The sequence below is a fragment of the Halobaculum sp. P14 genome (genome assembly GCF_051195155.1).
GTDB lineage: Archaea > Halobacteriota > Halobacteria > Halobacteriales > Haloferacaceae > JBNTKA01.
Genome location: NZ_JBNTKB010000003.1, coordinates 120,137 through 145,964 on the forward strand (window position 1 = coordinate 120,137; position 25,828 = coordinate 145,964).

Consider the following 25,828-nt stretch of genomic DNA (forward strand, 5'->3'; position numbering starts at 1 on the left):
CAGTCTGTCCTGGCTTCGCGGACGCCAAGCGTTTATGCCGCTCTGCCCGCACGTTCGAGCTATGTGTTCTTCGGGCTCGGCGTCCGCCACGCGGGAGGACGTCCGCGGCGTGTTCTCCCGGCTCAGTCCGCCGTCCGCGCCGCTCACCGCCGCCGAGGTCGCGGCGGACCTGGACTGTTCGGCCGAGGCGGCGCGCGGAGTGCTGGACGGCCTCGCCGACGCCGGCGAACTGCGGACGAAGCGGGTCGGCGACGATACCCGGGTCTGGTGGCGGGATTCCGCGTCGGAGGGGACGCCCGACGCGACCGACGAGACGGAGTTCGCCGCGTTCGTGAGCGCCGTCCAGGACTACGCCATCTTCACGCTCGACGCCGACGGCGTCGTCGCGAGCTGGAACGAGGGCGCCGAGCGAATCAAGGGGTACGAGGAGGACGACATCGTCGGCGAGCACTTCTCGACGTTCTACACCGACGCCGACGTCGACGACGCGGTGCCGGAGACGAACCTCCAGACCGCGGCGGTCGACGGCCGCGTCGAAGACGAGGGCTGGCGGGTGCGCGCCGACGGCTCGACGTTCTGGGCGAACGTCGTCATCACCGCGGTGTACGACGACGACGGGGAGCTGGAGGGGTTCACGAAGGTCACGCAGGACCTCACGGAGCAGCGCGAGTACGAACAGCAGCTCCGCCGCGAACGCGACCTCACCGAGCAGATACTCGAAACCGTCCCGGTCAGCATCTGCGTGCTCACCGGCGACGGCGAGTTCGTCCGGGCGAACCAGCGAATGCTCGACCGGCTCGGTATCGAGAGCGACGACGTCTCGCAGTACGGCGTCGAGGAGTGGCAGCTGTACGACGCCGACGGCGACCCGATTCCCGTCGAGGAGTGGCCGTTCACCCGGGTCGCAGAAACCGGCGACTCGGTGTACGACTACCAGTGTCAGGTCGACGTCCCCGACGTCGGCCGGCGCTGGCTCTCCGTCGACGCCGCGCCGCTCGACGCCGGCCAGGTCGACGACACCCGGGTCGTCGTCTCAGTCGACGACATCACCGAGCGGAAAGACCGCGAACGCCGGCTTCGACGCGAGTCCGAGCAGACCGAACAGCTCCTCCGGACCGCGCCCATCGCCATTGCGGTCCAGGACGCCGACGGCGACACGGTGCTCGCGAACCAGCGCGCACAGGACGCGCTCGGGCTCACCGAGCAGGAACTCATCGAGGACTCCCACGACGAGGCCGGCTGGAGCGTCTACGACGCCGACGGGGAGCCGGTCGACCCGAGCGAAACCCCGTCGGCGCGCGTGCTCGAAACCGGCGAACCCGTGTTCGACGAGGAACTCGTCTTCGACGGGCCGGACGGCGACCGGCTGCACCTCCGCGTGAACGCCGCGCCGCTGTTCGGCCCGGACGGCACGGTCGACCGCGTCGTCACCGCCGCCGAAGACATCACGGCGCTGAAGCGCCGCGAGGCCGAACTCGAACAGCGGAAGTCGGCGCTCGAAACGGAGCTGAGCGACATCCACGGCCGCATCTCCGAGGCGTTCTACGCGGTCGACGACGAGTGGCGCCTCACGCACCTCAACGACCAGGCGGCCGACCTCCTCGGGCGCCCCCGCGAGGACCTGCTCGGCCGCGAACTCTGGGCGGTGCTGCCCGAGTCGACCGACGACGCCTTCCGCGACCGACTCGAAACCGCGCTCCGGACCCAGGAGGCCGTCACGCTCGAGGAGTACGTCGACGGCGCGGACGCCTGGCTGGAGTTCAACGTCTACCCGTCCGAGTCCGGGCTCTCCATCTACTTCCGCGACGTCACCGAGCGGAAGGAGTACCAGCGGAAACTGGAGGAGTCGAACGAGCGGCTCGAACAGTTCGCGTACGCGGCCTCTCACGACCTGCAGGAGCCGCTGCGGATGGTGTCGAGCTACCTGTCGCTCATCGAGCAGCGGTACGCCGACGAACTCGACGAGGACGGCCGGGAGTTCATCGAGTTCGCCGTCGACGGCGCCGACCGGATGCGCGACATGATCGACGGCCTGCTGCGGTACTCCCGCGTCGACACCCGCGGCGACCCGTTCGAGCCGGTCGACCTCGACGCGGTCCTCTCGGACGTCCGCGACGACCTCCAGATTCGAATCGCGGACGCCGACGCGACGCTCACCGCCGAGCCGCTGCCGCGCGTCGACGGCGACCCCGGGCAGCTCCGACAGTTGCTCCAGAACCTCGTGGAGAACGCCATCGAGTACAGCGGCGAGGAGCCGCCGGAGGTCCGCGTCGCCGCCGAGCGCGACGGCGACGACTGGGTCGTCTCGGTCAGCGACGACGGCATCGGCATCGACCCCGAGGACACCGACCGCGTCTTCGAGGTGTTCGAGCGGCTCCACGGCCACGACGAGCACGCCGGCACCGGCATCGGGCTCGCGCTCTGCCGCCGCATCGTCGAGCGCCACGGCGGCGACATCTGGATCGACTCCGCCCCCGGCGACGGCACCACCGTCTCGTTCCGCCTGCCGGCCGCGGAGGAAGCCGATGACTGACCGGGACCGCCCGAAGGAGCCGGCCGACGTCCTCCTCGTCGAGGACAACCCCGGCGACGTCCGCCTGACCAAGGAGGCGTTCGCCGACGGAAGCATCGCGAACACGCTCCACGTCGTCGGCGACGGCGTCGACGCGCTCGACTTCCTGAACCAGCTCGGCGGCTACGCGGACGCCCCGGAGCCGAGCATCGTCCTGCTCGACTTGAACCTCCCGCGGAAGGACGGCGACGAGGTCCTCGAAGCGGTGAAAGCCGACCCGGAACTGGCGCACATCCCGGTCGTCGTCCTGACGAGTTCGTCGTCCCGAGAGGACGTCATCGCCTCCTACGAGCGGAACGCGAACGCCTACCTCACGAAGCCGGTCGACCCGGACGAGTTCATCGAGACGGTCGAGCAGTTCGAACGGTTCTGGCTCTCCATCGTCGAACTCCGCGACGACTGACCCGCCGGGTCACCCGTGTTGAAGCCGCACCCACTGCTCGCCGCACCTGTCACAGAGGTAGCCGGTGAACCCGTCGACGTCGTACCGCTCGACGTCCGTGTCGTCGCCGCACCGTTCGCAGTTCATCGGTTGGTCCCGTGTCGGCGGCTCCCGCGGAAAGCACTCGCTGTAGCGCGGCCGAGACGGCCGGTCTCCCGTCGCCGAAGGCGGGACTCCGCGCCACTGGAGGGGCCGCGACGGGTCGAACGCGGAGCCTCCAGCGTCGACCCTCGCGGGGCGGGAGCGTGTGACACTCCACCTTGGATACCCAAGGCGAACGACACAAGCGTTTCGGCCATCCGGCGCAGCAGGCCCGCAGCGGAGAGACAGGCGGGCGTTACGCTCGTGCCGCTCCCTCATACTCCACCGGCGGGGCTGCGGGGTAGAGCCAGTGGAACCGAAGCCGAGTACCGAGAATTCAGTGAAGCGGAACCGCTCCTCTAATTCGAAAATACCAGATTCGAATATATTCTATAGAGATGTTATTCATCGATTTTCGGCCGGTAGGTACTGGATGAACAACGACATGTTGATAACTTCTTCATCTGTGATTAGATCACCTGTAAAACTCTTTGAGGAGATAAAACCTCGAATGCGGTCACCACTTCTACGGAGTGTTGCTCGGAGAATGCTGAGCAGTACGTCGACGCAAACACGCGAGAAATTGGTGGTATAGACCGACTCTGGCCAAACTATTGCCCATGACCGACTACGGCCAGCGTCTCGTCACGGCGTCGGGTTCTCGGACTCCACAAAAATAACTGGAGATTGGTATACGTCGTTAAGTATGAGGAGTGAGTGATATCTTGTGCTATCGGGGTGAGCGAGAATACGGGTGGCCGTCTGCGACTATTCCGACTCTGGAATACGGTTTCCGCTTCTCGCTGTCCCGCGGCCTAACTGCGGCGCTACCGGGTACTCCGTAGACTGTCGCTGCGGGACGGCTGTCCCCGGTTCCCGGGTGACTCTGTGAGTGAATTCAGGCCGTTGCGAGGGTGATGTACCCGTCGTAGTTCAGGATGACGCGCTGCGTGACGTCTCCGAAGATCGCTTTCTGTGTCGGGGTTCTTCGCCGGCCGAGCAGGAACGCGTGGTCGCACTCGTGCTCGTGGCCCATCTCGATAATCGCTTCCGCCTTGTCGTCGGTCGAGACCGCCATCGAGTCGAAGGGAACGTCGAATTCGTCGAGCACGTCCCGGGCCGCTTCGCCCAGGTCGTCCGCGGCGGCGGAAAGGACAGTTTCAGCGTCGTAGTGGGCGTGTTCGACCTCCCCGATGGAGGAGAGAATCTCGACGTCCTCTTCGATGTCGTCAGGGTCGATGGTCGCGAGCAGCAGCAGCGACGCGTTCGACCCCGACGCGTGTTCGGCCGCCTCTCGGAGGAGTTGCCGATGGCTTTCACTATCCTCGAATACGACGAGTCCTCGGTCCATACCGGAAACGGGTGGGAATCCATCATAAATCCACCGCCTCCTCGGACTCGGATGAACAGGCGAAACTCCGAGACGGGTCGCCGTGGGGGACACGCTGCGGTTGTGGTGTCGACGCAGTCCGCTCGGCCCCCGGCAGGCCCGGCGTCGCGTCCGACGGGTCGGTGTCGCGAAAGCGTTAATGGACGGTGGTGAGTGCTCCCGGTATGCCTTCCACGCAGCCGAATATCCTCTGGATATCGTTCGAGGACACGAGTCCGCGCTTCGGATGCTACGGCGACGAGGTGGCGGACACACCGAACGTCGATGCGCTCGCCGACGACGGCCGCACCTACACGAACGCCTGCGCGACAGCCGGCGTCTGCGCCCCGTCGCGTGCCTCCGTCATCACGGGCCGGTATCAGACGAGCATCGGCGCGCACCACATGCGCACGAAACACACCAACGAGGACACACCGGACCTCCCGACGCCGTACTCCGCCGTTCCTCCGCACTACGTCACTGCATTCCCGGAATATCTTCGCGCGGCGGGCTACTACTGCACGAACAACTCGAAAACCGACTACCAGTTCGACAACCCCGGCGAGACGGACCACGATTTCACCCCGCCGGTCTCCATCTGGGACGACTGCGGCGAGGATGCACACTGGCGGAATCGGCCGGACGACGACCAGCCGTTCTTCTCGGTGTTCAACCCGGTTCGGACGCACGAGAGCGGGATGTGGGAAGACTCCTTGCTCAGCGTCGGCGGCGAACCGGACACGGACCCCGCCGAGGTGACCGTCCCTCCGTACCTGCCGGACACCGAGGACGTCCGGAAGTCCATCGCGCGGCAGTACGACAACATCGAGCGTTCGGACGCCGAGGTCGGACGGCTGCTCGACCAGCTCGAAGCGGACGGGCTCAGAGAGGACACCGTCGTGTTCATCTGGAGCGACCACGGAGAGGGGCTTCCCCGGGCGAAGCGGAGCCTCTACGAGTCGGGCGTGAACGTCCCGCTGGTCGTCAACTGGCCGGGGGAAGTTCCGGCGGGAGAGACGACCGACCGACTCGTGAGTCTGCTCGACCTGGGTCCGACCGTGCTCTCGCTCGCCGGCGTCGACGTCCCGCAGTGGATGCACGGCCGGCCGTTCCTCGGTGACGACGCCGAACCACGGGAGTACCTCATGGCCGCCCGCGACCGTATCGACGAGAGCTACGACATGGTCCGAACCGTCCGGAACGACCGCTACAAGTACGTCCGAAACTACGACCAGTCGAACCCGCCGCTCGCGTGGGTTCCGTTCCGCGCTCGCGGCGAGGCGATGCAGGACATGCTCCGCCTCCACGCGGAGGGGGAACTCCCGCCGCATCAAGCCCGCTTGCTCTCCGGGGGTCGGCCGGCGGAGGAACTCTACGACCTCCACGAGGATCCGCACGAAATCGACAACCTCGCTGACGACCCCGACCACGCGGAAGTCCTCGCGGAGCTCCGCTCCGAGATGGACGACTGGCTCGACAGAATCGGCGACTGCGGCCACGTCGACGAGTCGCAGATGGTAGAGCAGATGTGGCCCGACGGCGAGCAGCCGGTAACCGCCACGCCGACGTTCGTTCCGAACGCCCCGGAAAACCGGATGACTGAGGCGACACCCGACGGAGGAACGTTCACCGCACCCGCGACGCTCACCCTGCACTGCGACACGCAGGGAGCCTCTCTCGTCTACGCGACGGGGTCGGAGTCGCCCCGGCGGTGGGAGCTCTACTCCGGGCCGATTTCTCTTCCGGTCGGCGAGACCACGGTTCGTGCGAAAGCCATCCGCTACGGCTACGAGGAGAGCGCCGTCCAGGAGGCGACGTTCACGGTCACCGACTGAACCGAAGCGGGTCGCGGCGTCCCGCCGCGTCGACTCGGCCGACTTCCGGCCGACGCTACGTGTCCGGCTTGTTCAGTTCTTCCCACCCGAACGCGGCTTCCAGCCCGTAGTCGTCGTCGTACTGGCTGATCGCGTCCCGGAGCTTCCCGTGCATCTCCGCGGCGACGTCCTCGTACTCCGGGTCGTCGACGAGGTTGTGTTGTTCGTACGGGTCCGCTTTCAGGTCGTACAGCTGCCACGGTTCTCCGCCGCTGGTGAACGCGCCCGGACTGAGGCTGTCGAACCCCTTGACCGTGTACTTGTAGCGCTCCGTCCGGAAGCCGCGCCACGTCTCGTCGTGGTACGGCTGGGACGGCCGAATCTCGCGGACGAACTCCAGTAACACGCCGTCGCGGTCGAGGCTTTCGCGCTCCCCCCGGAGCAGCGGAGTGAGGTCCACGCCGGGGAGCTCCGACTCCGGTTCGAGGCCGGCCAGCCCCAGCAGCGTCGGCAGGAAGTCTTCGGTGCAGACCGGCTCGTGTATCTCCGCTCCCGAATCGATACCGGCGTCCGGATACGAGACGATGAGCGGGATGCCGACGGACTCCTCGTACGGGTGCTGTTTCATCATGCGTCCGTGAGACCCAAGCAGTTCCCCGTGGTCCGAACTGAAGACGACCGCCGTCTCGTCACGGATTCCGCGGCGTTCGAGTTCGTCGAGCAGCTTGCCGACGTTCTCGTCCAGGTTCTCGACCATCGCGTAGTATTTCCGCATCTCCTCAAACACGGTCTCTCCGTGATACGGGTATTCCTCGTACAACTCGTCTGTGCTCTCCTCCGGATTCCCCCACTGTTCGTACTGATCCCCGGTGATTTTGTCCGGCGGCTCTGCGTCCGGGTACGGCACGTTCGGCCGTAACTCGAGCGGCCGGTCTTCCCAGCGTTCGAGGTTAGATTCCGGGGCGATGAACGGTGGATGCGGCGGTTCGACCGAGAGCGTGAGACAGAACGGGTCGTCGTCGGACTGGTGGTCGTCGATGAACTCGCGTCCGAGGTCGAAGATGCCGTCCGTCTGGAACGTGTCGATCGAGTGCGGCTCCGGGTCGCCGTCGACGTAGTACGACGTGTCGAACGGCTCGTTCTTCAGTTCGAATCCGCGCCAGTGCGTGAAGCCGCCCTGAAGGTGCTCGGGGACCGGTCGGTCACGCCCGACGTCAGCGAGGTGCCACTTCCCGACGTAGCCGGTCTCGTAGCCGGAGTCGCTGAACTCGTGGCCGTACGTCCGCTCTTCGGGGGACATCCGCCAGTGGTGGTGGGCGTTCCTCGTGTGCGGATGCTGTCCGGTCAGTATCGAGAACCGCGACGGGACACAGATCGGCGCCGTCGCGGAGGCGTTCGTGAACCGGGCTCCGTTCTCGGCCAGCCGGTCGAGGTTCGGCGTCGAGACGTTCGGGTCGCCGGCACAGCTCATCGCCTGTCGCCGCATCTGGTCACACAGAATGAAGACGACGTTCGGGCGCGCTCGCTCGGACATGTACCCTGCCATGTTCACTCGAACCACATAAGCTCTCTCTGTGTTCGGGCGAAGATTCCGCCGACCGTAGGTGAACATCGGTACACGATACAGCGGACGGAGTCCCGGTACTCCCGGTCCCTGAGCGGTCGAACGGGCGGAACGGTTCCCGAAGCGGCTCTGTATTCTGGCGCTGCGAATCAGGTGCGACTGCCGACCCGGTCGCGACCGACCGCGGGTCTGTGCGGCGACACGGGGCGCGACGCAGTCATCTCGGCTTCAGATACGTTTATAGGGGCGTAGCAGACGAATTACTGCATGCGGATCCTGTACATCGACGCGGACTCCCTGCGCCCAGACCACCTGGGGTGTTACGGGTACGAGCGAGACACCTCGCCGACCATCGACGAAATCGCGAACGAGGGGCGGCGGTACACGAACTACTACACGTCCGACGCACCCTGTCTGCCGTCGCGGACGGCGTACTTCTCCGGCCGGTTCGGCATCCACACCGGCGTCGTCGCACACGACGGCATCAACGCCGACGTCCGCCACCGAGGCGACGCACGCGGGCACGCCAACACCGGCGACTACCGGACCCTCCCGAACGCGCTCAGAGAGGCAGGCCACCGAACCGCGTTCATCAGCCCGTTCCCGCAGCGGCACGGCGCCTGGCACGTGGTCGACGGGTTCGAAGAGTGGGTCGACACCGGCGGCTTCGGGACGGAGCGAGCCGAGGTCGTCTACCCGTACGCCGAAGAGTGGCTCGACGAGCACGCCACCGAGGAGGACTGGTACCTCCACGTCAACTTCTGGGACCCCCACACGCCCTACGACACGCCCGAGGAGTACGGCAATCCGTTCGCGGACGACCCAGCGCCGGAGTGGCTCACCGAGGACCACATCGACGAACAGTACGAGAGCTACGGCCCGCACAGCGCCCGCGACCTCCACCACGGCTACCTGACCGGTGACGGCGCCGCCGACCTCGACCGGACCCCTGACGAGATAGCCGACCGCGAGGACTTCCGGCAGTGGATCGACGGCTACGACGTCGGCATCCGCTACATGGACGACTACGTCGCGAAACTGGTCGACCTCCTCAAATCGGAGGGCGTCTACGAGGACACCGTGATCGTCGTCTCCGCCGACCACGGCGAGAACCAAGGCGAACTCAACGTCTACGGCGACCACCAGACCGCAGACGACGTCACTTGCCGCGTCCCGCTCATCGTCAAGGGGCCGGGCGTCGAACCCGGCGTCGACGACGACCTCCACTACCACCTCGACTTCTCCGCCACGCTCGTCGACCTCGTCGGCGAGGACGTCCCGGCCGGCTGGGACGGCCGCTCGTTCCTGCCGTCGCTCACCGAGGGCGAGTCGTCCGGCCGGGACTTCGTCGTCACCGGCCAGGGCGCGTGGGCGTGTCAGCGCGGCGTCCGCTGGGACGACTGGCTCCTCCTCCGAACCTACCACGACGGCTGGCGGGAGTTCGAGCCGGTCGAACTCTACAACCTCGCTGAAGACCCTCACGAGGTCGAGAACGTCGCCAACGACTACCCCGAGGTCGCAGACCACGGGATGACGCTCCTCGACCGCTGGCGCAGCCAGCGCACCCTCGACGCGGCCGTCGGCAACGACGGCGGAAACCCGGATGCTCCGCGCGCCCTCGTCGACCCGCTCTTCGAGGTGATTCGCGACGGCGGCTCCGTCTACCTCAAGGGGAACGAGGAGACCTACGCGAAGCGTCTCCGCGAGACGGGGCGGGACGAGCACGCGGAAACGATCGAGTCGGGCGACGGCCTCGTGACCCAGGAACCCGGCGCAGACGACCGCTGAATCGGTCCGCTCGCTGGCACGACCCTCCGCAGTCCCGTCCCTCCGAAGCCCCGACCCGACCAGCAGAATTATTGTGTGACTCGCTCACTGACAGACGATGCCAACCAGCCGTCCGAACGTTCTCTTCGTCCTCACGGACCAGCACCAGGCGCAGGCGCTCGGCGCGGTGAACGACGCGTTCCACACGCCCGCGCTGGACGACCTCGCGAGCGACGGGACGCTCTTCACGAACGCGTACTGCACCCATCCGCAGTGCTCCCCGTCGCGGTCGTCGCTCGTCACCGGCAAGTTCCCGCACCAGACCGGCGTCCGAGCGCTGTCGAACTGGGGACCGTACGAACTCGACCCGGACTCGAACAGCGTCGGCCGGACGCTCAGCGACGCGGGATACGAGACGCTGTGGGCTGGCCGCTGGGACCTCGGCGTCGAAAACACCTCGAAGCTCGGCTGGGAGTTCACGCGGAACCTCGACGTAACCGGGACCGACGGCCCTCGGAGCCTCCAGCGGGACGGCGCGACGGCGACGGAAGTCGCCCGATACGTCCGCGAATACGACGGCGACGAGCCGTTCTTCGCCACGGCGTCGTTCAATCTGCCGCACCCGCCGTACTTCGAAGACGAGGCGTTCAGCGAGTACTACGACCGCGACGACATCTCGCTCCCGGCGAACCACGACGACGACCTCTCGACGAAGCCAGAGTTCCACCGCGAACGGGCGGACTCCGAAGAGTGCGACCTGACGGAAGCGGAGTTCCGCGAAATCGCATACCAGTACCGCACGATGGTTTCACACGTCGACGCCCTCATCGGAGAGCTCCTCGACACGCTTCGAGCGGAGGGGCTCTACGAGGACACCGTCATCGTGTTCACCGCGGACCACGGCGACATGCAGGCCGCACACGGCCTCAACAAGAAGGGGGTCGTCGCCTACGACGAAATACTTCGCGTGCCGCTCATCGTCCGCCACCCCGGACTGGAGTCACAGCGCGACGTGATTCCTGACCTCGTGTCGACTGCAGCGGTGCCCGGAACCATCGTCGAAGCCGCGGGCAAACCGGTCGCCGAGGAGTTCACGGGAGGGAGCCTCCTCCCCGCGATGCGCCGCGAGACTCCTCCGGAGGAGGACCGGGTGTTCTTCGAGCACAACGTCGCCTACTGGGGACACCATCCGTATCGCGGCGTGCGAACGCCGCGCTGGAAGCTCGTCGAATACCTCAAGGACGACGACGGAGAGCTCTACGACCTGGACGCCGACCCGGGGGAGACCACCAATCTGTACGGCGACCCCGACTACGCCGACGTCACGGACCGTCTCCACGCCGACCTGGAGGACTGGTGGGCCGCGACGGACGGCGACACCGACGAGTGGGTCTCGGAACCGTCGTTGTCCTTCCGCGCCTGACCGCCGCTCACACCGACCGAGACCGACGCGCTTCTCGCCTTCTGTCCGACGCCACGGCCCGTTTCGAGCCCGTCGCTATCCGGTGCTACCGACGACAGCGTCGACGAGACAGCCGCGGTCTTCGGCCAGCGCGGATGCCGTCGCTCCCTGTTCGGGCGGAGCGGCGAAAAAATCCGGCTCGGGGTTAGTCTGCCTCTGTCGGGTCGCTCGGCTCGGCGATGTCGTCCGACAGGTCGTCGGTGATGTCCGGGCTGTCCCAGTACTCCTCGTCGTCCATCGCCCGGAAACAGGCGGCGGTCGTCTCGGCGTCGTCTCCGAACGACAGCTCCGGGTGTCGCTCCGTGCAGACCTCGCGGGCCTCCGGGCACCGCGTGTGGAACCGGCAGCCGCTCGGCGGATTGACGGCGTCGGGGATGTCGATACTCCGGATCGGCATCTCCTCGCCCGAATCGTCGAAGCCGTGCAGCTCCGGGGTCGCCCACTTCAGCACCTCGGTGTAGGGGTGAGACGGGTCCCCGATTACTTCCGAGGGCGGCCCGAACTCGACGAGTTCGCCGAGATACATGATGCCGATGTAGCCGTCGGTTTTCTCGGCGAAGTAGCGGGCGTTCGAGAGGTCGTGTGAGATGGTGAGGAACGACGTCCCGATGAGGTCCTGCAGTTCGATCATCAGGTCCATCATCTCGATTCGCAGCGAGACGTCGAGCGCGCTGATTGCCTCGTCGGCGAGGATCAGGTCCGGGTTCATCAGCAGCGCCCGGACGAGCGCGACGCGCTGTTTCTCGCCGCCGCTCAGCTGGTGCGGGTAGCGCTCCGCGTAGTCACGCGCGGGCGACATCCCGACGCGTTCGAGCATCGAGAGGATGCGGGTCCGCTTCTCCTCGTCGTCGAGGTCAGGGTACCACCGCCGGAGCGGCTCGAGCAGGCTCGCCATGACCACGCGGTTCGGGTTCAGCGAGCTCCCGGGGTCCTGGTGGATAATCTGGAGCGAGCGACGGATCTCCTTGTACGGGATGTCCCCTTTCCCCTTCCGGGCCTCCCAGATGTCCTGTCCCCGGTACTCGATGGTTCCGGCGGTCGGCTTCTGCAGGCCGATCGCCGTCTTGCCGAGCGTCGTCTTCCCGCAGCCGCTTTCGCCGACCAGGACGACGACCGTGTTCTCGGGGATGTCGAGCGAGACGCCGTCGACGGCGTGGACGGTGTCGTCGCTCGCGAAGGGGTTGAGCGAGTCCGACCGCTTGTCGAAGTGGACGCTCACGTCGTTCAGGCTGACGACCGGCTCGTCGGAGTCACTCATCGGCGGCCCCCTCCTGTGTCGCCAACGGAATCTCCTCGCTCGCCTGCTCCCAGTGGAAGCACGCCGTCTCGTGGTTCTCCGAGACGGATTCGAGGGGCGGCTCGTCTCTGCGGCACTGCCCGTCGGCGAGCGGGCACCGCGGATGGTACGAGCAGCCATCCGGCGTGTTGACCGGGTCCGGCGCCGACCCTTCGACCGGACGCATCTCCTCGACCGGCGTGCTGATGTTCGGCGTCGCGTTCAGCAGCTCGCGCGTGTACGGGTGCGCGGAGTTCGTCAGGACCTCCTTCGTCGGCCCCTTCTCGACGAACTCGAACGCGTACAGGACCGCGAGGCGGTCCGCGAGGCGGGCGACCAGCGGGAGGTCGTGCGTGATGAACACCATCGTCAGGTCGTACTTGTCCCGGATTTCCCGCAGCAGCTTGATGATGGACCGCTGCATGAGGAGGTCGAGCGCGGCGGTCGGCTCGTCCATGACGAGAATGTCCGGGTCGAGCACCAGGCTCAGCGCGATGAGCGCCCGCTGTTTCATCCCGCCGCTGAGCTCGTGCGGATACGAACTCAGGACGCGCTCCGGGTCGAGGTAGAGGTCGCCGAGGAGCTGGCGTGCGTGCGACATCCCCTCGGTCTTGTCGGCGCCGTGCGCACTCAGCGTCTCCTTGAAGTGCGCGCCAATGGTTTTCGTCGGGTTGAACGCGCTCAGCGCGCCCTGGAACACCATCGAGATGTCTTCCCAGCGGCACGCGCGCAGGTCCTCACCTTCGAGTTCCAGGACGTCGACGGACTCGCCCTCCCGGTTCGTGTACGTGATTTCGCCCGTCGCGACCCCCGGCTCGACGACCGCGTTCAGCAGCGCGTCGGCGAACATCGACTTGCCGCTGCCGGATTCGCCGACGATGCCGACGATTTCGCCGTCGTAGATGTCCATGTCGACGCTGTTCAGGACCTTGGACGTCCCGCGGTCCATGTCGAACGTCACGCTGAGGTCGCGCGCGCTGATGATCTTGCGACGATCCGCTGTTTCGCGTGATTCCGTTGCGTGAGTACTCATTGTCGTTTCGTTAGTCACTGGTGCTCACCTTCTTGCTCTGCATCTGGCTGTCCGACTGCGACTCCTCACTGGAGTGATGATCCTGGTGTTTCGCGCGGATGCGCGGGTTGAGCAGCCGGTCCGTGCCCTGCGCGAACAGGATGAACCCGTAGTTCAGCAGGATGATCGCGAGCATCGGGAGGAACAGCCAGTAGGCGAGGTCCATCGTCAGGAGCGCGCCGCTGGTGTACGCGAGCTGCATGATCACACCCCAGTTCTTCAGGGTGTACGGGAGCGCCCCGAGGAAGTAGAGCCCGACCGACGCGAAGATGACGCGCCGTCCGCTCCCGACGAACTTGATGAGGACGAACGAGAGCAGGTTCGGAAGGATCTCCTTGTAGAGGAGCCGCGGCGACGGAATCCCCATCACCTGCGCCGCCTCGACGTAGCTGTGGTTCCGGATTTTGATGGTCTCCGACCGGATCTGCCGCGCGATGCCTCCCCACGCATTCACCGTGATGAGAAGCCCGACGAGCGCGGGATTGGTTGGTTCGAAGACGACGCCCAGCACGATTGCGAGCGGAATCCCGGGAATCGCGAGCGTGATGTCGGAGACCGTCATCAGGACCTTGTCGATCACGCCGCCGGCGTACCCGGCGACGATCCCGATGAGCGTCGCGACCGACGTCGCGAACGCCGCGCCGACCAGGATCATCTCGAGCATCGGGGCGGTCGCGTACACGATCAACGACAGCAGGTCGCGGCCGCTCGGGTCGGTTCCGAACGGGTGTGCGAACGACTGGAACGCCTGCATGCCCCGCGGCGCCTGCCCCTGAACGGGGGCGGAGAGGACGAGCGGGCCGATGAGGCCAACGGCGACGTAACACAGGATAATCGACATGCCGATGCGGGTCCGCCAGTCCTCCCAGAGGATTTCGGCGGTGACCACCGCCTGCTCGCGCAGACTCTTGCTTCCCTTGACGTACTCGTCGGTTTTGTCGACGGTGGTATCGACGGCTCCGCCCGTGAGCGACTCCGAGGCGTCGGCGCGCGTCACTTCGTTGCTGACAGGCGCATCACCGCTGAGGCGGCGACGGAGGTTGTTCAGCGTGGACTCGGCCTTGATGCGGAGTTCCTCGAGCGTGATGTTCGCCTGCGAACTCATGCCGTCCGTCGTCGGGTCGAGGAGCCGGTACGTCAGGTCCGCGATGTAGACGCCGGCTACGACCGTCGTCGTGATGGCGATGAAACACCCCATCATCAGCGGGTAGTCCCGGGCGCTGATCGCCTTGAACATGTAGTACCCGAGCCCCTCGTAGCCGAAGATGCGTTCGATGATGACGGTGGTGCCGAGGAGGCGGCCGATGGAGATCAGCAGCCCGGTGTACATCGGCAGTATCGCGTTCCGACCGACGTACTGGAGCGCGACGGTGCGCTCGGAGAGCCCGCGGAGCTGTGCAACGCGCACGAACTCCTCGCCGAGCACGCTGATGCTGTTTCCGCGCATCGTGAGCGCCCGGAACCCGAACCCCGTGATGACGAACGCGGCGACCGGGAGCGCCATGTGCTGGATGACGCCGGCGATGAACGGGTAGTTCAATCCGGCTGTCGTACCCGGCGTAACTTTCCCGCCGGCCGGGAACACACTCCACTGGTAGCCGAGCAGGTAGATGAACACGACGCCGGCGACGTACGACGGAATGGAGTTCAGGACGCTAGCGATGGACGAAACAGCCGTATCGAAGCGGCTTCCCTCCGTGTACGCCATGATGGCTCCGAGGGTGATCCCGATTCCGTAGATGAGCGCCAGGGAGACGACGACGAGCAGCAGGCTCCACGGGAGCGCCTCGCCAACGATGTCGGCGACGGGCCGATCGTACCACATGGACCTGCCGAGGCTCCCGTGTGCGATTGCGACGAGGTAGTCGATGTACTGCTGGAGGAGCGGCTTGTTCGGCTGAATGTTCGTGTACGCCTCCATCAGCTCGGCGACGTCCGTGTTCCCGGACGCCTGCGTGAGGAGCTGTGAGCGCAGATACGCCATCGGGCCGCCCGGAAGGAGCCTGACGAGGCCGAAGGTGAGCGTGGTCACGGCCCAGATACTGAGGACGGCCTGGAAGAGCCTGACCACGTGCCTCCGAAGTGAGTTACTTGCCATCTATGCTCACCAGACTACTTTGCGCTGACTTCACCCTTGTGAATCATGAACGCAATCGGGTTGATCACGTTCGTGACAGGCCCTTCGGACGGCGCCTCGAAGTTCGCCGTATTGAGGTAGCCGTAGTTCTGCGACGAGAACGCACAGTAGGTGGGAACCGTCTGGTTGTACGTCCACGACAGTTTCTTGAGCGCCTGGACGGCCTCCTCACCGCTGGTCGACGAGGCCGTATCGACGAGGTCGTTGACGTTGACGGTCTCTTTCGACCCGTCGGGGTTCCCGACCGGCATCGGCACCTCGAACTCCGCGGGATAGTTGTACGTCGGCTGGAGTACGGGGGAGCCCTCGAATTCGGATTTGAGCGTCGGAAGCGGGTGGAGAATCCGGTTCCCGTTGAACGCGGCCGCGATTTCGAAGTTCCCGCTGGGGAGCGTCTGTGAGAGGAACGTCGCGATGGTCTCGGACTTGAACGACGCGTCGATGCCGAATTCCTGGAGTTGACTCGTGGCTGTGTTCGTGCTCGTCCGCCAGGAGCCGAATCCGGAGGGCGCCTTCAGCGTAATCGAGAACTTCTCTCCGTTGGGCTTCATCCAGGTGCCGCTCTCCTTCGTGTACCCGGCGTCTCTCAGTAGCTGTGCGGCCTTCTCCTTGTCGTCGTACTGAGTGAAATTCTGGAGGTCGTCACCGAGGTACTCGCGTTTCACCTGCTCGTCGCCGTAGAACCCGGTGTCGAACTCCATCGCCTCCTTCCCCAGCGCGGACATGTTCTTGATCATCGCGGTGCGGTCGAACACGTGACAGAGCGCCTGCCGAACGCGGACGTCCTGAAACTCCTTGACGCCGTGGTTGAACGCGAGCACCATCCCCAGTCCGCGAGCGAAGGGGTAGTTGACGTACGAGTCCGGGAGCTGTTCGGCGACGGATTTCGTCGGGATCATCGGCCCGCCGTCCATCCGGCCGGAGAGCGCCATCTGGAACCGCTGCTGGTTGGAGTTCACGTACTGCAGCGAGATGTTCGAGAAGTTCAGTTTGTCCGCGACCGGGTGGTCTTCGAACTTCGTCAGCTCGATGGACTGCCCGGTACGGCGGTCGAACTCGAACGGCCCCCACGCGACGGGCTCCGTGACCTTGTACTGGAGCAGCTTCTCCAGCTGGTCTTGGTATTCCGCGTCAGGATTCCCGAGTTCGACGCCCTGAACGTACTCTTTGAACAGGCTGTGCGGAGCGTCGATTTGCAGCGAGAGGAAGTTCTGGAACAGGAGATTCTTGTTCGTCTTCCCCTTCAGGTTCAGGACGATCGTCGTGTCGTCCGGGGTTTTCACGCCGTTGAACGACCCGAGAATCGACCCGCCGACCACCCGCTCCAAGAGCAGTTTGGTCTTGACGTCCTGAGCGGTGACGGGGTCGCCGTTGTGCCAGGTGAACTCGTCGCTGAGCGAAATCGTGAGTTTCCCGTCGGACACCGACCAGTCGGTCGCGAGGTGCGGAATCCACTCGAGGTTCTTCTGGTCGTATTTCGCGAGCGACCCGTACATCATGGCGTCCGCGATCTTGACCTGAAGCTTCGGGTTGTACGGGTTGAACTGGACGTTCTGCGGGTTCGTCAGCATGACTCCGCGGAACGTCTGGCTAGTGCTGCCGCCGTCCGAGCCGTTCGTGCTCGACCCGTTCGAGTTCGAACCGGAGTTCCCCGAGTCGCCCTGACACCCGGCGAGCAGCGCAGCCGAGCCGGCTCCGACCGCCCCTAACCAGTTCCTACGCGAGACTCTATCGTCTTGGCTGCCATCGAGTGGCATACCCAACCAACCACACTATCTATACTTATATTTTACTCTGGTAGCCGACCGTTCGAGCCGCTCATGATACGGTTTCAACACGTCTCCCGGTTCTGTGGACTGACGCGAGAGAACGCGACCGACTCGGCCAGAAAGCGACGGGCGGCGGGACCCGGGTTACAGCTCCGTCGACAGCCGCACGTCCTCGGCCGAGCGGCCAACGGCGAGCTCGAACGGCCCTTCGAGTTCGGTCCAGCCGTCGTCGTATCCGCGGAAGGCGAGGTCGTCGAGGTCGACGGTGGCGGTCACCGTCTCGCCCGCCGGGACGTGGACGGACTCGAACCCGGCCAGTTCGCGTGGCGGCCGCTTCGCTCCGGTGGACTCGGCGGGGCTCGCGTACACCTGAATCACTTCGCGTCCCGCCCGCTCGGCCGTGTTTTCGAGGGTGACCTGAACGCGGCGGTCGTCGACCACGTCGACCGAGCGGTACGCGAACGTCCCGTACGAGAGGCCGTGCCCGAAGGGATACGCCGCCTCGGCGTCGTTCGCGTCGAAGTGACGATAGCCGACGAAGTAACCTTCGTCGTACTCGACCGTCCCGTCGCGCCCCGGGAATGCGGCGGCGCCGTCGGTCGGATACTCGGACTCGGCCGCGAACGTCACCGGGAGGCGACCGCCGGGGTCGGCGTCGCCGAACAGGACCGTCGCGAGCGCGTCGCCGTCCGACTGGCCCGGATACCACGACTCCAGCACCGCGTCCACGTCGTCACGCCACGGCAGTTCGACCGGGCCGCTCGACTGAACGACGACGACGGTCCTGGCACTCGCGTCGGCGACGGCTTCGACCAGTTCGTCCTGGTCGCCGGGGAGTTGCAGGCTGTCGCGGTCGGCTGCTTCGGTCGCCGCGTCCTGCACGACGACGACGCTGACGTCGGCCGCACTCGCGGCATCGACGGCGGCCTCGATACTCGGCTCGGGGCCGACGTCGCTTCCGCGTTCGTCTTCTCCGCCGCCGAAGAAGGAGACCTGGTCGATTTCCGGGACTCCTCGCGCGTCGCTGACGTCGCCGTCGGCGCGTCCGCGGATGCCGTCGACGGCCGAGACAGCGTTCAGCGCCTCGATTTCTGACGAACCGCCGCCGCCGGTCTTCGCCTCGTGGATGCCCGGGCCGATTACGGCCACGTCCGCGTCGTCCGAGAGCGGAAGCACGTCCTCGTTTTTGAGCAGAACCGTCCCCCGTGCGGCGATGCGTTTCGCGAGCGTTCGGTGCGCCGCCTCGTCCGCCTGGTGGCTGGACCGACCGCCTCCGAGGAGTCCGATGCGGCTCATCTGTCGGAGTACGCGCTCGACCATGTCGTCGAGCCGTGACTCCGGAACGTCGCCGGACTCGACGGCCTCGGCCAGCGGTTCGGCGAAGAGTCCGGACCGGCCGGTGTCCGGCATCCCCTCCGACAGGTCTTCGTCCTCGCCGAACACCCCGTCGTCGGACTCTTCGATACCGAACGCCTCCCACATCTCCTCGCGGTCGATGCCGGGCATTTCGAGGTCGAGGCCGCCGTTGGCGGAGCCGACCGTGCTCTTCGTTCCGAACCAGTCCGAAACCACGTAGCCGTCGAACCCCCATTCCCCTTTCAGAACGTCCAGGAGGAGTCTCCGGTGCTCGCTCATCGGGGTGCCGTTGACGCCGTTGTAGCCGGTCATCACCGAACCGCTCCCCGCGTCGACCGCGGCTTTGAACCCGGGCAGATAGCACTCTCGAAGGGCCGCCTCGCTCACGTCGACGTCGATGGAAGCGCGCTGGGTTTCCTGGTTGTTCGCGACGTAGTGTTTCGGCGTCGCGATGACGTCGGTCGACTGGATGCCCTCGACCATCGAGGCCGCGAACGCGCTCGTGAGCATGGGGTCCTCCGAGTAGTACTCGAAGTTCCGTCCGCAGTGCGGGACGCGAATGAGGTTGACGCCGGGGCCGAGTAGAGCGTCGATGTTTCGCTCTCTCGCTTCTCGCCCCATCGCAGCGCCCTGACGCTGTGCGAGCTCCGGGTCGAACGTCGCTGCCAGGGCGATCGATGCCGGGAACGCCGTCGCGGGCTCGCCGTGAGACCGGACGCCGAGTGGACCGTCCGCTAGCCTGAGTTCCGGGATGCCGAGGCGTTCTACGCCCGGCAAGTAGCCCGTTGCCGCCCCGGACGGGTCCGATGCTCCGTGGACGAGACGAATCTTCTCGTCGAGCGTGAGTTCCTGCAGTAGCTTGCCAATATCGGCGCTGGCAGTTTCCATGACAAACCGGATTTTCGCGATGTGATATAAACTTAGCTGCAATCACACCGGTAATACTCGTGATTCCCTTCGGGCGGACGCCGTCCGTTCAACCCCTGGAGTCGCCGCAGCAGCACCGCAGCGGACCGAATCTGCGTTCCGTGGCCTTCACACGAGAAACAGGCAGCCGCGTCGCGTACTGGCGATTCGGTCGGTGTGAACTGATGTTGACCGTCTCTCCGGACACTGGGTCTTACTAGTATTACTAATAATAGTGCAGTATCGAGGGGGAAGGGTACCAGAAGTGCCCGAGTGCCCGGTCGGAAGCACGGGGACGACGTCGCCGGTAGTCGGACGCGCAACTGCGAACCTGCGTGCTACTCGCTTCCACTCGTTCGTCGTCCCCGCTCTACGGATTCTTCGAGCCCCCACCATCTGTTCGAGACCTTCGACGGAGAACAGTTCGGCCTCCATTCTATTACAAAACTACAATTGTAATGGTAGGGCGGGCGTGTTGCTGTTGGCTCTGTGGGAGACGTACGGGGAGTTGAACTGCTACAGCGCACGACGGCGCCGGTGTAATACTGGTATTACTGAAGGTCGAGTTTCTTCGACAGGTTCTCCACGTACAGTTCGAACGACGCCGGGTCCCGGGTTCGCGACCCGTCCGGTCTCGTCGTCGCGAACGCACTCGGAGGGAGGTCGAAGCGAACCGTGGCGGTTTCGCCGGAGTCGAGGGTCACTCTTTCGAAATCGAGCAGTTCGCGTACGGGCGTTACGACGGAGCTCAACAGGCACTGCCCGAACAGCTGGACGGTCTCCGTCCCTCGCCGCTCACCGACGTTCGTCACGGTCACTTCTACGGTGGTCTCCTCCCGTGCCGATACCGGCCGGTCTGGGACTTCGAGTGATTCGTAGTCGAATTCGGTGTAGCTCAGCCCGAACCCGAAGTCGAACAGTGGGTCGTACGACGGCGGATGCTCCTGACTCCCGATCGGGTTCGGGTGCGGGAGCCAGTCGTGGACGACCGGCAGGTCACCGGTCGAACGAGGGAACGAAATCGGGAGGCGGCCGGACGGGTTCTCCGCTCCGAAGAGGAGTTCTGCGATCGCTGTCCCCCCTTCGATACCGGGGAAGAACCCGACGAGGACGGCGTCAGTCCACTCCAGCACGTCGGATAGCACCAGCGGTCGGCCCGTCACGAGGACGAGAACCGTCGGGGTCCCCGTTTCGCTCACCGTGCGGAGGAGCTCTTTCTGGTTCTCGGGGAGCTGCAGCTCGTTTCGACTTGGGAAGCTCCCGTCGGAATCGATCACCGACTCCGGGCCGAACTCGTGGAGGTACCACGGCTCCCCGAGAACGACGACGGCGGCATCGGCCTGCTCCGCGTTTCTCGCGACCTCGTCCAGTTGGAGAGTCAGGTTGCTCACCGTCCCGGGGTCGTACGCGACGTTCGTCGACGGCCCGGCTACGTGTTCGATGCCTTCGGCGACAGTTCGCCCCCGTGAGGAATCGAGGCCGAAGACGGTCCACCCGCTGAGAAGGTTGTCGAGCGACCCCGCGTTCGGGCCGGTGACGAAGACCTCGTCCGGGTTCTCCAGCGGGAGGGTGTCGTCGCGGTTCCGGAGTAGCGTCACCGACTTCAGCGCCGCTTCGTGCGCGACTTCCCGGTGCTCGTCAGAGCCGACGGTCTCCGGGGCGAGCTCCGCCGGGACGTACGGGTCGTCGAACAGCCCCAGTTCGAATTTGAGTCCGAGGATTCGGCGGACACTCTCCTCGATGCGGCCCTCGTCGAGCCGGTTCGATTCCACCAGCGACCGCAGGTCCTCGGCGTGCTGTGGCCCTCCGACCGATGCGACGTCCAATCCGGCGTCCGTCGACAGCTCGGTGGCGTCCCGAAGCGTCTCCGCGACCTGGTATCGCTCCGCGAGGAACGCGACGGCGAACCAGTCCGAGCAGACGATTCCCTCGAACCCGAACTGGTCCCGGAGCATCTCGGAGAGGTAGAACTTCGAAGCGTGTGCCGGTTCGTTTCCGATCGCGTTGTACGCCGGCATCAGTGCGGCCACGCCGTCGTCTATGGCACGCTCGAACGGCGGCAGGTAGACGCGGTGCAACGTCGCCTGCGAGACGTCGATTCGGGCGGTGTCTTCGCCTCGCGCTGGTCCTCCGCTCCCCGGGTAGTGTTTCACGGTCGCTGCGACCGCCGTCGAATCGCTGAGGTCGTCTCCCTGAAGCCCCTGAATCTCCGCTGACACGAGCTCTTCGACGAGCGTCGTCGATTCGCCGTACGTCTCGTACGTCCGCCCCCAGCGAGGCTCGCGAGCGACGTCCGCGGTCGGCGAGTAGTTCTGGTTCGCGCCGGTCGCCGACATCTCCGTCGCCGTCACCCGCGCGGCGCGTTCGACTAGGTCCGGGTCCCACGTCGCCGCCATCCCGAGGTTGTGTGGGAAGACCGTGCTCCCCTCGATGTTCGCGTGTCCGTGAACCGCGTCGACAGGAATGAGCAGCGGGATGCCGAGCCGCGTCTCGTTCATGGCGACCCGCTGGAGCCGGTTCGCGATGCGCCCCGCGACTGCGACGTTATTGTACCTCGAAACGCCCGTCCCGAACGGAGTGACGGTCCCGATGTACTGTTCCCGGATGGCCGCTTCGACGTCCGGGACTGAGTTGGTCTGCTTGCCTCGGCGGTCCTGATTGATGAACGACCCGACCTGCATCCCAACCAGCTGCCCGACCTTCTCTTCGAGCGTCATCCGCTCCATCAGGTCGTCGATTCGCACCTCGGTTGACTCGGTTGGGTCCGTGTACGGGGGGTCGGCGGTCATGCCCCTGATTTTGCAGGATTCGCTAATGAAGGTACCCCTTCGGAGAAGGATTTATGCCGGGTGAGACGAATCTGGTAATACAGGTAATACCATGATGGATTCAGCGTGCGGGACCGACAATCGGGCCACAGACGGAGGGAGCGACGATGAGTGACGAGTCGTCCGAACCCGAAGGGACCAGCGCTCTCGACCACGGTGAGTCGAGCACCGACCACGCGAAACACTGGTCGAACAAGGCCGACCAGGGGGCGACGCTTCCGGCCGACGACGTCGACGTGAAGTCCGACTGGGTCGGCATGACGATCTACCTGCCCGAGGACCTCCGAGAGGAGTTGGAGCTAGTGTTTCAAGAGCACAACCTGGAGTGCAAGCGGTCGAACAGCGTCGACCTCAAGAAACTCCGATACTACTACCCCCTCGTCGTCGCGCTCGGCCTCGAACGCGTCAAGAGCACCAGCACCGACGACATCCTCCCGCTGCTCTCGTACATCACCGACGAGTACGAATAGTCCGGCCCGCTGTCACCGAGATTGGGAAGGCGCTGTGCGAGTGCCCGGCGAAACGGTTTTTGTTACGTGAACCGGACTCTGCGGTATGGACGGCGATAGCGCTCCGTGCTGTGCGGGGTCGAGGCGTGAAGGAGAGTCGGAGACGAGGGACTGTCCAGACTCCCCCCGGACGACGGAGCCGGCGGACTCGGCCGACGACCGCACCAAACGAATGCTCCGACTGGAGCCGGATTCGTTCCTCATGGGCACGGATTCCGGAGTCGGATTCCCGGAGGACGGAGAGGGGCCCGTTCGCGAGGTTTCTCTCGAACCGTACTACGTAGACAAGTACGCGGTGACGAACGCCGAATTCCTGGAGTTCGTCAGAGAAACCGGGTACACGACGGACGCGGAACGGTTCGGGTGGGCGTTCGTCTTCGAGGACTTCGTCTCGGCGGAGGACCACGACTCGGTGCTCCAGTCCGTTCCGTCGGCGCCGTGGTGGGTCGCTGTCAGCGGCGCGAACTGGCTCCGGCCCGAGGGGCCGAGTTCGGACGTCCGCGAGTCGAGGCTCACCCACCCGGTTACACAGGTGTCGTGGCGCGACGCCGCCGCGTACGCGGACTGGGCGGGGAAGCGGCTGCCGACGGAAGCGGAGTGGGAGTTCGCGGCGCGCGGCGGACTCACCCAGAAGACGTACCCCTGGGGCGACGACCTCCGGCCGGACGGGGAGCACAGGTGCAACATCTGGCAGGGGGAGTTCCCCGAAACGAACACGTGCGACGACGGCTACGCGGCGACGGCCCCGGTCAACGAGTACGAACCGAACGGGCACGGCCTGTACAACGTCTCGGGGAACGTCTGGGAGTGGTGTTCGGACTGGTTCAGCGCGGAGTACCACACCACGGACGCCTACGATACTCACGACCCGCAGGGGCCACAGTCGGGCGAGCAACGAGTGATGCGCGGCGGGTCGTACCTGTGTCACCGGAGCTGGTGCAACCGGTACAGAGTCGCGGCGCGCTCGAAGAACACGCCGGACAGTTCGACCGGGAACATCGGATTCCGCTGCGTCGTCGACGCGGCGTAGCGCGGCGTCACCGCTGCGGGACGGCGCTGTCTCGACCGCACAAAGAGCACCGTGGTGCGGTGCTCGACACGAAGGGTCCCGATGGTCTCGTCGGAACTCGTCACGGCACCTCGGTACAGTGCCGCTGCTGCCGTGACTCGCTGCCGGCAAGACTGCTGGCCTCGCTGGCAGGTACCCGTATGTGACTCACTCAGTATAAAATTGTTGTGGCCGTATTCGAGGAAAGGAGGCGAGCGGCACGAACGGATGGCTTCGGCTCACTGGTCGGAGCGACCAGATGGACAGCGGCGACTACAGCGACCCAGGGGCGACCGGAAGTGAACACCGACGGCGACGACCGACCGTCGATGCCCTAAACATCAACATTCGATATAGTATCAGAAATTGATGTGTATGGATATTCTTCGACTGTTCCTGACGGACTGGCGGAACGGAGATAACTGCGGTCAGCAGCCGACCGAACCCGGACTACGCCGTCCTCGATGGGAGTCCTCTCCGGTAAAACCGAGATTCAGTGGCTTTCTGGTCATCGTGACCGCATCCAAGCGCCTACGTCACACGGCCGTTCCCCGACGAGAGCAGTCGCACCGTCCTCGGAGTTCCGCGGCGGACGAGTCCCCGGAGAAAACGCCGTTAAACGGCCGTCGGACGCGGATAGGGCTTTTCGACCTCCAATTCAGACACGGAGGTCCCGCGCTCGGCCCCGAATCGTGCGAGTTCGGTTGCAGATTCGCTCCTCGGGTTCCAAAAATATATGTTAATTGATGGTATAGGGAAAAGACAATCTATCGTACTGTTTGTCTGTCGGGCCAATCAGTTCGAGTACCGATTCGTCGGACCCGACTTCACACAGGATTCGCGTCACTCCCCGTCGCTCGTTCGGCGCAACAAATCGATTCGGAGAGGAACGCGCTCCGCCGGACCCGGTGGCCCGACGGCGGTCAGACGGCGTAGTAGTACGGCGACTGGTCCTCGGGCGCCTCGAAGATTGCGAGGTACGGCGACCCGGTTTCGGTGTCCGGACACGAGGCGGTCCGCTCGACCGGGAACGACTCACCGGTGAGGTTCGCGCCCTCGATGCGGAGCGTCACGGTGTACTGCTTCTCGTTGAACCCCATGACGTGGTCGTTGTACCGGTCGTCGATGTAGAGGTTTGCGTGCACGTCCCGCTTCGGCTCCGGCGGCTCTGTCGGCCGCCTGTACGCGCTCCAGTTGCCGGCGGTGCAGACGGCGTACTGCGGCGTGTCGACGCGCTCGGGGAACGGCGTCGGGTTCTCGACGACGAGCGTTCCGACCTGAACCGGCTCGTGACCGTCGCCCGGAACCTCGACCTGGCTCTGCGTCTGGAGTTCGTAGGTGAGTCCGCCGGTGGCGACGTCGACGGCGAGCACGGCGACGGTGAGCACGGCGACCACCGCGAGCGCGGTCCGGGCCTGCCGGCCGGTGACGAAGTGGTTCTCCTCGTCGAGCCGGCCGCGCAGCACGAACAGCACGGACGCGATGACGAGCAGCCCGGCGACGGTCAGCGTGTTCCCGACGGAGAACGTCGACGTCAGGTCGAAGAACAGCGCGAGCACGGACGTGACGATGACGCCGTAGCCGAACAGCGTCAACTGGTGGTCGTCGCTTCGCTGTGTGATGACGAACACGCCGGCGAGGAACGCGACGACGAGCGCGACTTTCGACACCGGCGAGTAGCCGAAGTCGACGTTCGTGACGAAGAACACGACCGCGATGGTCGCGACGATGGCTGCCGCCGCGTTGAACAGCGTCTCCGAGTCGATGTCGACCATGGGAGCCACTGCGCGGCCGCACACCAAGAACCCCTCCCTTGACACAAAGAGCCGGTTCACCTTCCCGGCGGGTCGCCGCCC

Annotated in this window: 16 protein-coding genes; 7 read left to right on the forward strand and 9 right to left on the reverse strand. The window is 65.5% G+C overall.

The features are described 5' to 3' along the window. Positions 1-61 precede the first annotated feature (61 nt). Both ACQUS7_RS07660 and ACQUS7_RS07665 read left to right on the forward strand, forming a co-directional pair. Positions 62-2,533, forward strand: a complete 2,472-nt coding sequence (locus ACQUS7_RS07660) for a PAS domain-containing sensor histidine kinase (protein ID WP_435146088.1) — start codon at positions 62-64, stop codon at positions 2,531-2,533. Next, the gene (locus ACQUS7_RS07665) at positions 2,526-2,975 is read left to right on the forward strand and encodes a response regulator (RefSeq protein ID WP_435146090.1); all 450 of its coding nucleotides are present in this window, start codon (positions 2,526-2,528) and stop codon (positions 2,973-2,975) included. Before ACQUS7_RS07660 ends, ACQUS7_RS07665 begins: the two co-directional genes overlap by 8 nt. A 1,018-nt stretch (positions 2,976-3,993) precedes the next feature. Here the strand turns inward: ACQUS7_RS07665 and ACQUS7_RS07670 are convergent. Further along, positions 3,994-4,446, reverse strand: coding sequence for a universal stress protein (locus ACQUS7_RS07670; protein WP_435146092.1), 453 nt, complete (start codon positions 4,444-4,446; stop codon positions 3,994-3,996). A gap of 203 nt (positions 4,447-4,649) precedes the next feature. Between ACQUS7_RS07670 and ACQUS7_RS07675 the strand changes: the two genes are divergently transcribed. Beyond that, positions 4,650-6,299, forward strand: coding sequence for a sulfatase-like hydrolase/transferase (locus ACQUS7_RS07675; RefSeq protein WP_435146094.1), 1,650 nt, complete (start codon positions 4,650-4,652; stop codon positions 6,297-6,299). A gap of 55 nt (positions 6,300-6,354) precedes the next feature. On the opposite strand, the gene ACQUS7_RS07680 is transcribed toward ACQUS7_RS07675, so the two are convergent. Next, entirely contained in the window at positions 6,355-7,824 is a 1,470-nt protein-coding gene (locus ACQUS7_RS07680; RefSeq protein WP_435146096.1) for a sulfatase family protein, read from the reverse strand. A 285-nt stretch (positions 7,825-8,109) separates the two neighbouring features. On the opposite strand from ACQUS7_RS07680, the gene ACQUS7_RS07685 reads away from it, so the two are divergent. Then, a complete protein-coding gene (locus tag ACQUS7_RS07685; RefSeq protein ID WP_435146098.1) occupies positions 8,110-9,630 on the forward strand; it encodes a sulfatase family protein in 1,521 nt (506 codons plus the stop codon). A 97-nt stretch (positions 9,631-9,727) separates the two neighbouring features. Then, a complete protein-coding gene (locus ACQUS7_RS07690; RefSeq protein ID WP_435146100.1) occupies positions 9,728-11,032 on the forward strand; it encodes a sulfatase family protein in 1,305 nt (434 codons plus the stop codon). A gap of 184 nt (positions 11,033-11,216) precedes the next feature. On the opposite strand, the gene ACQUS7_RS07695 is transcribed toward ACQUS7_RS07690, so the two are convergent. From ACQUS7_RS07695 to ACQUS7_RS07720, 6 genes are all read right to left on the reverse strand, one after another. After that, the gene (locus ACQUS7_RS07695) at positions 11,217-12,329 is read right to left on the reverse strand and encodes an ABC transporter ATP-binding protein (RefSeq protein WP_435146102.1); all 1,113 of its coding nucleotides are present in this window, start codon (positions 12,327-12,329) and stop codon (positions 11,217-11,219) included. Continuing rightward, positions 12,322-13,380, reverse strand: coding sequence for an ABC transporter ATP-binding protein (locus ACQUS7_RS07700; protein ID WP_435146104.1), 1,059 nt, complete (start codon positions 13,378-13,380; stop codon positions 12,322-12,324). The genes ACQUS7_RS07695 and ACQUS7_RS07700 overlap by 8 nt, the downstream gene beginning before the upstream one ends. A 10-nt stretch (positions 13,381-13,390) precedes the next feature. Then, entirely contained in the window at positions 13,391-15,451 is a 2,061-nt protein-coding gene (locus tag ACQUS7_RS07705) for an ABC transporter permease subunit (RefSeq protein ID WP_435146106.1), read from the reverse strand. 80 nt (positions 15,452-15,531) lie between these two features. Continuing rightward, positions 15,532-17,127, reverse strand: a complete 1,596-nt coding sequence (locus tag ACQUS7_RS07710; protein ID WP_435146108.1) for an ABC transporter substrate-binding protein — start codon at positions 17,125-17,127, stop codon at positions 15,532-15,534. Between the two features lie 342 nt (positions 17,128-17,469). Further along, positions 17,470-19,569 carry a beta-glucosidase gene (locus tag ACQUS7_RS07715; protein WP_435146110.1) on the reverse strand — a complete coding sequence of 700 codons (2,100 nt, stop codon included), beginning with the start codon at positions 19,567-19,569 and terminating at the stop codon, positions 17,470-17,472. Between the two features lie 569 nt (positions 19,570-20,138). Then, complete coding sequence (locus ACQUS7_RS07720) at positions 20,139-22,376, reverse strand: glycoside hydrolase family 3 N-terminal domain-containing protein (RefSeq protein WP_435146112.1); 2,238 nt, start codon at positions 22,374-22,376, stop codon at positions 20,139-20,141. Positions 22,377-22,522: 146 nt separating this feature from the next. On the opposite strand from ACQUS7_RS07720, the gene ACQUS7_RS07725 reads away from it, so the two are divergent. Both ACQUS7_RS07725 and ACQUS7_RS07730 read left to right on the forward strand, forming a co-directional pair. Continuing rightward, positions 22,523-22,885 carry a hypothetical protein gene (locus tag ACQUS7_RS07725; RefSeq protein WP_435146114.1) on the forward strand — a complete coding sequence of 121 codons (363 nt, stop codon included), beginning with the start codon at positions 22,523-22,525 and terminating at the stop codon, positions 22,883-22,885. 211 nt (positions 22,886-23,096) lie between these two features. After that, positions 23,097-23,954, forward strand: coding sequence for a formylglycine-generating enzyme family protein (locus ACQUS7_RS07730; protein WP_435146116.1), 858 nt, complete (start codon positions 23,097-23,099; stop codon positions 23,952-23,954). A gap of 941 nt (positions 23,955-24,895) precedes the next feature. Here ACQUS7_RS07730 and ACQUS7_RS07735 read toward each other — a convergent pair. Beyond that, on the reverse strand, positions 24,896-25,747 hold the full coding sequence (locus ACQUS7_RS07735; RefSeq protein ID WP_435146118.1) for a hypothetical protein: 852 nt from the start codon (positions 25,745-25,747) through the stop codon (positions 24,896-24,898). Positions 25,748-25,828: the final 81 nt, after the last annotated feature.

Bases quoted from the DNA above. Each gene is read 5' to 3' on its own strand.
- ACQUS7_RS07660 (WP_435146088.1), top strand. From the start codon at position 62: ATGTGTTCTTCGGGCTCGGCGTCCGCCACGCGGGAGGACGTCCGCGGC.
- ACQUS7_RS07665 (WP_435146090.1), top strand. From the start codon at position 2,526: ATGACTGACCGGGACCGCCCGAAGGAGCCGGCCGACGTCCTCCTCGTC.
- ACQUS7_RS07670 (WP_435146092.1), bottom strand. From the start codon at position 4,446: ATGGACCGAGGACTCGTCGTATTCGAGGATAGTGAAAGCCATCGGCAA.
- ACQUS7_RS07675 (WP_435146094.1), top strand. From the start codon at position 4,650: ATGCCTTCCACGCAGCCGAATATCCTCTGGATATCGTTCGAGGACACG.
- ACQUS7_RS07680 (WP_435146096.1), bottom strand. From the start codon at position 7,824: ATGGCAGGGTACATGTCCGAGCGAGCGCGCCCGAACGTCGTCTTCATT.
- ACQUS7_RS07685 (WP_435146098.1), top strand. From the start codon at position 8,110: ATGCGGATCCTGTACATCGACGCGGACTCCCTGCGCCCAGACCACCTG.
- ACQUS7_RS07690 (WP_435146100.1), top strand. From the start codon at position 9,728: ATGCCAACCAGCCGTCCGAACGTTCTCTTCGTCCTCACGGACCAGCAC.
- ACQUS7_RS07695 (WP_435146102.1), bottom strand. From the start codon at position 12,329: ATGAGTGACTCCGACGAGCCGGTCGTCAGCCTGAACGACGTGAGCGTC.
- ACQUS7_RS07700 (WP_435146104.1), bottom strand. From the start codon at position 13,380: ATGAGTACTCACGCAACGGAATCACGCGAAACAGCGGATCGTCGCAAG.
- ACQUS7_RS07710 (WP_435146108.1), bottom strand. From the start codon at position 17,127: ATGCTGACGAACCCGCAGAACGTCCAGTTCAACCCGTACAACCCGAAG.
- ACQUS7_RS07715 (WP_435146110.1), bottom strand. From the start codon at position 19,569: ATGGAAACTGCCAGCGCCGATATTGGCAAGCTACTGCAGGAACTCACG.
- ACQUS7_RS07720 (WP_435146112.1), bottom strand. From the start codon at position 22,376: ATGACCGCCGACCCCCCGTACACGGACCCAACCGAGTCAACCGAGGTG.
- ACQUS7_RS07725 (WP_435146114.1), top strand. From the start codon at position 22,523: ATGAGTGACGAGTCGTCCGAACCCGAAGGGACCAGCGCTCTCGACCAC.
- ACQUS7_RS07730 (WP_435146116.1), top strand. From the start codon at position 23,097: ATGCTCCGACTGGAGCCGGATTCGTTCCTCATGGGCACGGATTCCGGA.
- ACQUS7_RS07735 (WP_435146118.1), bottom strand. From the start codon at position 25,747: ATGGTCGACATCGACTCGGAGACGCTGTTCAACGCGGCGGCAGCCATC.